This window comes from Candidatus Limnocylindrales bacterium, assembly GCA_035626395.1.
GTDB lineage: Bacteria > Desulfobacterota > Binatia > UBA1149 > CAITLU01 > DASPNH01.
In genome coordinates, this window is record DASPNR010000044.1 from 305,378 (window position 1) to 313,395 (window position 8,018).

7 protein-coding genes are annotated in these 8,018 nt (G+C 70.2%); 1 reads left to right on the forward strand and 6 read right to left on the reverse strand.

Features of this window, described 5'->3' with window-relative positions:
* Positions 1–31: 31 nt before the first annotated feature.
* From VEC57_20725 to VEC57_20750, 6 genes are all read right to left on the reverse strand, one after another.
* Entirely contained in the window at positions 32–2,572 is a 2,541-nt protein-coding gene (locus VEC57_20725; GenBank protein ID HYC01568.1) for a DNA internalization-related competence protein ComEC/Rec2, read from the reverse strand.
* A gap of 68 nt (positions 2,573–2,640) precedes the next feature.
* Complete coding sequence (locus VEC57_20730; GenBank protein ID HYC01569.1) at positions 2,641–3,003, reverse strand: DUF305 domain-containing protein; 363 nt, start codon at positions 3,001–3,003, stop codon at positions 2,641–2,643.
* 50 nt (positions 3,004–3,053) lie between these two features.
* Complete coding sequence (locus VEC57_20735) at positions 3,054–3,218, reverse strand: hypothetical protein (protein ID HYC01570.1); 165 nt, start codon at positions 3,216–3,218, stop codon at positions 3,054–3,056.
* A gap of 222 nt (positions 3,219–3,440) precedes the next feature.
* Positions 3,441–5,597, reverse strand: a complete 2,157-nt coding sequence (gene uvrC / locus VEC57_20740) for an excinuclease ABC subunit UvrC (GenBank protein ID HYC01571.1) — start codon at positions 5,595–5,597, stop codon at positions 3,441–3,443.
* Positions 5,598–5,705: 108 nt separating this feature from the next.
* Positions 5,706–6,644: a sterol desaturase family protein gene (locus VEC57_20745; protein HYC01572.1), complete on the reverse strand. Its 939-nt coding sequence runs from the start codon at positions 6,642–6,644 to the stop codon at positions 5,706–5,708.
* Positions 6,644–7,486 (reverse strand): rhodanese-like domain-containing protein, encoded by an 843-nt coding sequence (locus VEC57_20750; protein ID HYC01573.1) that lies wholly within the window; start codon positions 7,484–7,486, stop codon positions 6,644–6,646. The genes VEC57_20745 and VEC57_20750 overlap by 1 nt, the downstream gene beginning before the upstream one ends.
* A 251-nt stretch (positions 7,487–7,737) precedes the next feature.
* Here VEC57_20750 and VEC57_20755 point away from each other — a divergent pair.
* The coding region (locus VEC57_20755) for a UvrD-helicase domain-containing protein (protein ID HYC01574.1) at positions 7,738–8,018 on the forward strand (281 nt) is incomplete at its 3' end.

The following is an 8,018-nucleotide window of genomic DNA, read 5'->3' on the forward strand; positions in this document are numbered from 1 at the left end:
GGCTGACTTATTGGCGGGCAGGCGCGGGGTGTCAAAGTAGCGGACGTGCGCCATCGCGGGCGGTATCGACGGAGATGCCGCCGCGGCGCAGGACAACGTGAACGCCGCCGGTGCGGTCCGTGCGCAGCCACAGCGCCCCAGCGGCAAGAAAGCGCTGCTCGACGGCGGGCGCCGGAAAGCCGTAGCGATTGTCGAGACCCAGCGATGCCACCGCGACCGACGGTGCGACGGCAGCGACCAGGGGCGGCGTCGAGGAGGTTCGGCTGCCGTGGTGCGGCACCTTGAGAACGTGCGCGCGCAGCGCGTCCTGGCCCGCCGCCGAGACCAGCGCCGCTTCCCCCGCCGCTTCGATGTCGCCGGTGAACAGCGCCCGGTACCCCGCATGCTCGAACGACAGCACGATCGAGCGATCGTTGGCGTCGCAGCTTCCCTGCTCGTCCCGCGGCGCCAGCACGCGAACTCCCGGCGCGGCATCCGTGCCCGCGCCGACGCGGCGCACGACGGTACCGGCGGCCGCCGCTCGCGCGATCAACCGCGCCGCCGCTTCCGAATCGCAGCGGCCCGCGGGCAGCCACAGCTCGCCCACGTCGAACTGATCGAGCAGCTCGAGGAAGGCGCCGCTGTGATCGGCCTGAACATGGCTCGCGACGAGCCAATCGATGCGGTGGACCCAGAGCCGGCGCAGCAGCGGTGCCATGACCAGATGGCCGCGGCCGGGCGGGCCGCCGTCGATGACCATCACGCGCCCGCCCGGCATCCGCACGACCGCACCATCTCCCTGGCCCACCGACGCGAACCAGAGGTCGGCAACGTCGCTGCGATAGCGCGTATGCAGGCCGGTCACGACGCAGGCGGCGATGGCTGCGACGAGCAAGGGCAGCCCGCGCCGGCGAAGCGGCAACGGCGCCAGCAGCAGGAACGGGGTGGCAGAAAGGCACGCCGTCAGCAGCGGCCCCGGCTCCGGCGTCGCCACGGCCGCTCCGGGAATGGCGGCCGTCCAGTGCGCAAGCGCCGCCAGCGAGTCGCCGAGCAGGCTCCCGAGATCGATGAGCCAGCCCGCAGGCTGCGGCCCGAGCGGAAGCGTCACCACCGCCAGCAGACCGACGACGACGATCGTGCTGACGACCGGGGCCGCCACGAGGTTGGCGACCGGAGCGATCAGCGACACGCGGTGAAAGCACTGCGCGACCAATGGTGACGTAACCAGCCAACAAACCAGGACCACAGCCAGGCCTTCGCGTGCCACTCGAAGTGCCGCGGCGCGCCTCGGGCCGCCTGCGGATGAATGCGATGGCGAGGCGGTCAGGCTCGCGGGATCCGCCGGTCCGCCAGCACGCGACCTGGCAAGGACGATGAGCGCGCCCACGGCGGCGAAGGACAGCTGGAATCCCGCCTCTTCGCCGACGCCCGGCATCTGGAAGGCGAGCAGCACCGCGCTGCCGCCGAGCGCGCGCAGGCCGTCGTCGGGCCGGCCGCGCCACATGGCGATCAGCGTGGCTGCGGCCATCAGCACGGACCGGGTGACGGAAACGCCGCCGCCGGAGATGGCGGCATAGCCGAGGAGGGCGGCCATCGCGGTCACCGCGGCGGCGCGCATGACGTCGTACCCCGCCCTCACGGCCGGAGTGGCCAGCGCGAGCCGGCGCACCACCGCCACGACCACGACGACGATCAACGCCATGTGCGAGCCGGAGATGGCCAGGTAGTGGGCCAGGCCTGCGTCGCGGATCGACTCGGAGACGGAGCGATCGATGCCCACGCGGTCGCCGATGATCAGTGCCTCCAGCAGCTCGGCGCCCTGCCCTCCCCGCCGTGCGCAAGCTTCGGAGAACGAGCGTCGCACGGCATCGACCAAGCCATCGTCGGCAGCCAGGCGCGCGACGTCCCGGTCGTCCCACGCGTAGGCGCCGGCCACGATGCCGCGGCGGGCGTTGTAGGCCGGCCAGTCGAACTCGCCGAAGTTGCCGAAGCCGGTGATGCGACGCAGCCGCGAGGTAACGCCGAGGCGGTCGCCTGTGCGCCAGAGCTGCTGCGTCGAACGGATCGAGAGGGAGATGCGGCCGCTTGCCGGTCGAAGCGCGCCGGTCTCGTCGCCGAGGCTTTCGAGCTCGAGCGCGATGCGCACGCCGCCGCCGTACGTCGGCGCGACCTCCGCAACCCGGCCTTGGACGCGGACCTTGTGATCCGCCATGCCCTCTTCACGCAGCAGCGCCTGCGGCGTCGCGACCGCCTCCCGCGCAATCGACTCTCGTTCCCATGGCACGGCCACCAGTGCGCCTGCCGCGACCACCGCAGCCGCTGCAGCCAGAGCGCGCGGCGACACGCGCTGCCGGCGCCACTCGTGCAGCACGGCTGCCGCCACGACGAGGCACGCAATGACCGTGAACGCACCGGCGCTTCGCGCGATGACGATCTGCTGCGCGAGCAGGACGGATGCACCAAGCAGGATCCAGAGCACCTTGGTGCCGTAGTCGGAGAAGCGCGAGGTGGGAAGAGATCGCGAGCAGGAAATGACGAACGTGTGCTGAACGCTGACGCGCCGGTGCCTGCACGGGCATTTTCTCCGCGGCACCGGCGGCCGCGAGATCTACGCGAGCGGAGGCTGAGGCGGCCGCGAGTGCCGCCGTGCCAATTCGAGCGCTACGGATGCTCCGACAGCCACCCCTCGAGCTCGGCGATCTCGCGGCGACGCACCTCGACGACGCGCCGGGCGAGCTCCTGCAGCTTCGCATCGCTGCCGTCGTCGATCGCGCGCTGCGCCAGCCGGACGTCTTCTTCGAGGCTGCGCCGCAGGGCCGCGGCAAACGCGCGATCGGCGTCGGCGTGTGCCGCCGGCGGCGCGCTCTGCGCCGCTGCAGGCGCCGCCGGCGCGGCGGCCGGGCGCGACTTCCTCGCACGATCCTTTTCCGCTGCCTTGAGCTGATTCTCGTACGAGGCCGCTCCATGCCCGGCGCCGGCGGGCGCCGCGACTGCCGCGGCGAGGACGGCAGCCGCAACGCTCATGCCGAGCGCACAGGCCACACTCGCAATCGTCGGGCGTGCGAATGGACGCATCATTGGACGCCGCAGGAATGGATCGACGGAGCCGCGGTGGACGCGCGCTTGCCCTTCAGTTTGCATCCCAGGTACGTGGCGCCGGTGACCTCGAAAGAACTGCCGCCGGCAGACGCGCCGGCGATCGTCAGGACGCAAGGGATTGCGACGATCCTGCTTCGCATGGGTTCCCTCCTGCGCGCGAGGAGCGCTGTTGCGCGCCGTAGGACACGGCACGTGCACGACCGCGTACAACGCTGAGGCTCGGATCACAACAGCCTCGAAGCTATGCCCGTGCTCCCAGGTGGGTATGCGCGCCGTCATGCGCTGCAGCGGACGCGCTCTCGCCCAGTGCGCGGCGGGTGCGGCGACGGCACCGCCGAGTGATGCGCGGCGGCAGCGAAGCGTCAGGTCTCGCCGCCGCTGCCGGTCTCCGCATCGACGGCGTCCGTCGAAACGCCCGCGTCCGTGGCATCGCTCGCGCCCGGCGAACCGCCCGCGGCCACAGCATTGCTCGCGCCCGGCGAACCGCCCGCGGCCACAGCATTGCTCGCGCCTGGCGAACCGCCCGCGGCCACAGCATTGCCGGCGCCGGTCGGATCGCACGCGGCCACCGCATCGCCCGGCGCCTCGCCGGCATCGTCCACAGCCACCGCCGCCTTGGCCGCCGCCGGACCGAGCTTTCGCACCACGGCCTCGGCCAGCACGCGGCCGATGCGGGAAACCGAGGCGATCTCCTCCACGCTCGCCTCGCTCATGCGCTTGACGCTGCCGAAGTGACGCAGCAGGGCGCGGCGGCGCGTCGGACCGATTCCGTCGATCTCGTCGAGCACCGAGCGGAGCCTTCGCTTGGCGCGAACCTCGCGATGGAACGTGATGGCGAAGCGGTGCGCTTCGTCGCGGATGTGCTGGAGCAGGAACAGCGCGTTCGAATTGCGCCGCAGCGTGATCGGGTTGGCGCGTCCGGGCCGGAAGATGCGCTCCTCGCTGTGTTCGATCTTCTCGTCCTGGAAGTCGCCGCGCACGCGGTCCTTCGCAATCGATGCCAGCTCGATGCCCTCGACGCCGATCTCCTTCATCGCCTCCACGGCCATGGCGAGCTGGCCCCGCCCGCCGTCGACCAGAAGCAGGTCGGGCAGCCCACCCTCGGCCTTTCCGCGCGTCAGACGGCGCGAGAGCACTTCCTTCATCGCGGCAAAATCGTCGTTGCGCTGCACTCCGCGAAGCTTGTAGCGGCGGTACCCGCGCTTGTCCGGCATGCCCTCGTCGAACGCGACCATGGATGCGACGACCGCCTCGCCCTGGACGTGGCTGATGTCGAAGCACTCGATGCGTTTGGGCGTCGAAGCCAGGCCGAGCTTGCTGCGCAGCTCTTCCATCATGCGCTCGCGGCGGGCGCTCTCGTCGTTGCGCTCCGCAAACGCGTGCTGCGCGTTCTCCACGGCCATCTCGACCAGCCGGCGCTTGTCGCCGCGCTGAGGGACCAGAACCGACACCTTGGTGCCGCGCAGGCCGGTCAGATAGTCGGCAACGGCATCCATGCCTTCGAACGGGATGGGCAGCAGGACCTCCTCGGGGATGTAGCGGCTGCCTTCATAGAAGCGGCTGACCAGCTCCGAGAGCACCTCTTCATCGGGAAACTCGAAATCCTCGAACTGGTACGAGTTGTTGCTGACGAGCTTTCCTCCGCGCACCAGCAGCACCTGCGCCTCGATGAAGCCGCCTTCGCGGAAGATGCCGAATACGTCGCGATCGCCGCCGCCGTGCACCAGCACCTTCTGCTTCTCCGCCACCTTGGCAACGGCATCGATGCGATCGCGGATGCGCGCGGCCTCCTCGTACCGCTCCTCCTCGGCGGCGCTGATCATCGCCTCGCGCATCTCGTGCAGGAGGACGTCGCTCTTGCCCTCGAGCAGCTGCGTGGCGCCGCGAAGCTGCCTCTCGTACTCGTCGCGGTCGACGGGAAGCACACATGGGCCGAGGCAGCGCTTGATCTGATACTCCAGGCACGGACGCGAGCGGTTGCGGAAGACGGCGTTGGAACACGTCCGCAGCGGGAAGATCTTGCGCGCGACCTCGAGCGTCTCACGTATGCCCGATGCCGACGCGTAGGGGCCGAGGTAGAGGTTGCCGTCGCGTTCGATCTTGCGCGTGACCAGGATGCGCGGCCACGGATCCTTGACGGTCACCTTGACGGAGACGTAGCTCTTGTCGTCCTTGAGGTTGATGTTGTAGCGCGGCTTGTACTGCTTGATGAGGTTGTTCTCGAGGATCAATGCCTCGGTCTCGCTCACCGTCACCAGCGTCTCGAAGTCGACGGCGCGATTCATCAGGAAGCTTACCTGGTAGCGCCCGTCGCCTCCGCGCACGTAGCTCCGGACTCGGTCGCGCAGGCTCTTGGCCTTGCCGACGTAGATCACCTTCCCGCGCTTGTCCTTGAAGATGTACACACCCGGCCGGGCTGGGACGTGCGACGCCTTTTCGGCCAGCCGGTCGGCAATGACGTCGGCCGCCTCGGCGGGGACGTCATCCGGCGCGGGCTTTGGCTGCTGCTCGACGGCCATCGCGTCCACTTAACCATTTCGCGGCGGTCAGCACAGCCGCGTTCGTCGCGGTCAGCAAGCGGCGCGGCGACTGCGATTCGATGAGCGCGGCTGCCGGCCCGCCGCGAGCTACGACAGCAGCTGCCTCCACCCCGGTCGCACGTCCGCGTACTCCGCCGAGGCGTCCGCGAGCTGCGCGGGGGGCAGCAATGCCATGCGCGAGGCGGGACGGCTGCCGTCGGCATACGTCCACGTCGGTCGTTGTTCCACGAAAGGCAGCGCCAGGAGGTCGCCGAGCCCGAGCTCGCCGGGGTCGCGGTAGGCGGGGACGCCGATCCTTACTGCCGCCTGCGGCACGTTCAGACGGATCGTGCCGTGCAGATAGTCGGGAAAGCTGAAGATCGTCGACCAGTTCGAATCGGTCTCGTCCTCGACGATGGAATGGTGAATCCCATGCATGCGCGGCGTCGTCACCAGGCGGCACAACCGCCGTTCCAGCGACGCCGGCAGCTCCACGTTCGAGTGATGGAAGAGGATCGCCACCAGCGTGGCCGTCTGCCACGCCGACAGCGTGCGTGGGCTGGCGCCGAGAAGGAGGACCTGCCCGGCGCGCCACGGCACCGACAGGACCATTTCCGCGAAGTGGAACCGCAGCGCCGTGCTCGCATCGAGGTCGAGGTCGGCGTGGTGAGCAACGTGGAAGCGCCACAGAAATGGCACCTTGTGCGTGAGCACGTGCCAGACGTAGAGCGTGTAGTCGAGGAGCACGATGCCGACGGCCGCCTCCAGCCACAGCGGCAGGCGCAGCTTCTGCAGCAGGCCCCAGCGCCGCTGCACCACCAGCCGCGACAGGCAGTCGGTGACGGGCTTTTCCGTCGCTCGTATGGCGGCCGCGCTCAGCGCCGCCACGGCAAGGTTGCGGCCGGTCCTGCCGGAGCGGTTCTCGGTGCGGCGACGCAGCGGCCGCCGCCCTTCCAGAAAGTACAGCGCCGCCAACGTGCCGAGGACGAGCGCGCCGCTGAGCCAGCCGGGCACCGGCCGCATCGCATCGCTGGCACGGACTGCCATCAGCGCAGCATCGGCGGCTCGGCGGCGCGATGCACCATCTCGGCCGATGCCGTCCACAGCACGTGATTGCCGAGCTCCTCGAGGTTTCGCTGCCATGGCAGCCGGTGCGGCGGTGGCGACAGCTTCAGCGCAGGCGCCAGCACGCCGTCGCACAGCGCGTAGAACAGTCCCGCAAATGGCAGGCCCATGGCACGCGCAAGCTCGGGGCGCCTGCGCCGCGCGGTCGAGTACAACAGACCCCAACCGGCGGCGTACACCGCCATGAAACCGAGCCGCGCCAGCTGCTCGCGGCCGGAAGCGGAGCGGCCGCCACTCATCGCGCGCGCCAGGCGCGGGCCCGCGATGCGATGCGCAGAGTTGCGGCGCGTCCGGCGGACGCGCGCGCTCTGCTGCGGCCCGAGGTACTGCTCCAGCGCTCGATCCACCGGCGCGACAACCGCGCTGGCGACCATCCCGGCCGCGATGCCGACCAGGAGATCGCGCGCCAGCGCGCGATCGGGCCCGCCGCGCGAGATCGGATAGCCGCGCTCCATCCAGTCCTGCATCCCCGAATCGACGATGACGGTCAGGTTGGTGGCGCCCTCGGCGCACAATGCATCGTACGCCTTCTGCGCGCGCACGCCGCTGCTGCAATGGATGTAGACGGGACCGAGCGCGCGGATCTCCTGCGCAAGCCTGGCGGGCCGCCGCCGGATCTCGTCGATGGGAACGTTGCGCGAGTCCGGAACGTGGCCGTCCCCGTACTCGGCGGCGGTGCGCACGTCGACGACGTTGAGCCGCCCGCGCGCGCGCCGCCACAGATCGTAGAGCTGATCCATCGTGATGGTGTGGTGCTGTAGCATCTGCTCCTCCGTGCCTGTGGTTCCAGGCTACGTGGAGCGTGCGGCGCGCGGTAGATCTTCCCGCCCCTCGTTGCGGCAGAAAAAACGCGCGCTCCGACAATGGGAGCGGCGAACCGCCCCCGTTGCGTGCGGCCGCGCCGGGAAGCGACGGCGGCGCACACGGGAGAGGCAGAGCGGCCAACGCACAGCCGAAGCCGCCTCGTCACAGGCCGTCGTTGCCACCGCGCCGCGCTCGCGTAGCCTTCGCCGCCTTGAAGATTCTCGAAACACTCAACCCCGAGCAGCGCCGCGCCGTGACCACCACGGAAGGCCCCGTGCTCGTGCTGGCCGGCGCGGGCACCGGCAAGACGCGCGTCATCACCGTGCGCATGGCCTACCTCCTGCACCGCGGCGTGGCGCCCGACGCCATCCTGGCCATGACGTTCACCAACAAGGCGGCTCGCGAGATGCGCCAGCGCGTCGGTGAGCTGGTCGGCACCAGAAAGGCCTCGGCGCTGTTCGTCGGTACCTTTCATGCCTTCTGTATCGACCT

What these genes read in the sequence shown, in the direction of transcription:
- uvrC (HYC01571.1), bottom strand. Translation starts at nt 5,597, where the DNA reads ATGGCCGTCGAGCAGCAGCCAAAGCCCGCGCCGGATGACGTCCCCGCC.
- VEC57_20735 (HYC01570.1), bottom strand. Translation starts at nt 3,218, where the DNA reads ATGCGAAGCAGGATCGTCGCAATCCCTTGCGTCCTGACGATCGCCGGC.
- VEC57_20730 (HYC01569.1), bottom strand. Translation starts at nt 3,003, where the DNA reads ATGAGCGTTGCGGCTGCCGTCCTCGCCGCGGCAGTCGCGGCGCCCGCC.
- VEC57_20745 (HYC01572.1), bottom strand. Translation starts at nt 6,644, where the DNA reads ATGGCAGTCCGTGCCAGCGATGCGATGCGGCCGGTGCCCGGCTGGCTC.
- VEC57_20750 (HYC01573.1), bottom strand. Translation starts at nt 7,486, where the DNA reads ATGCTACAGCACCACACCATCACGATGGATCAGCTCTACGATCTGTGG.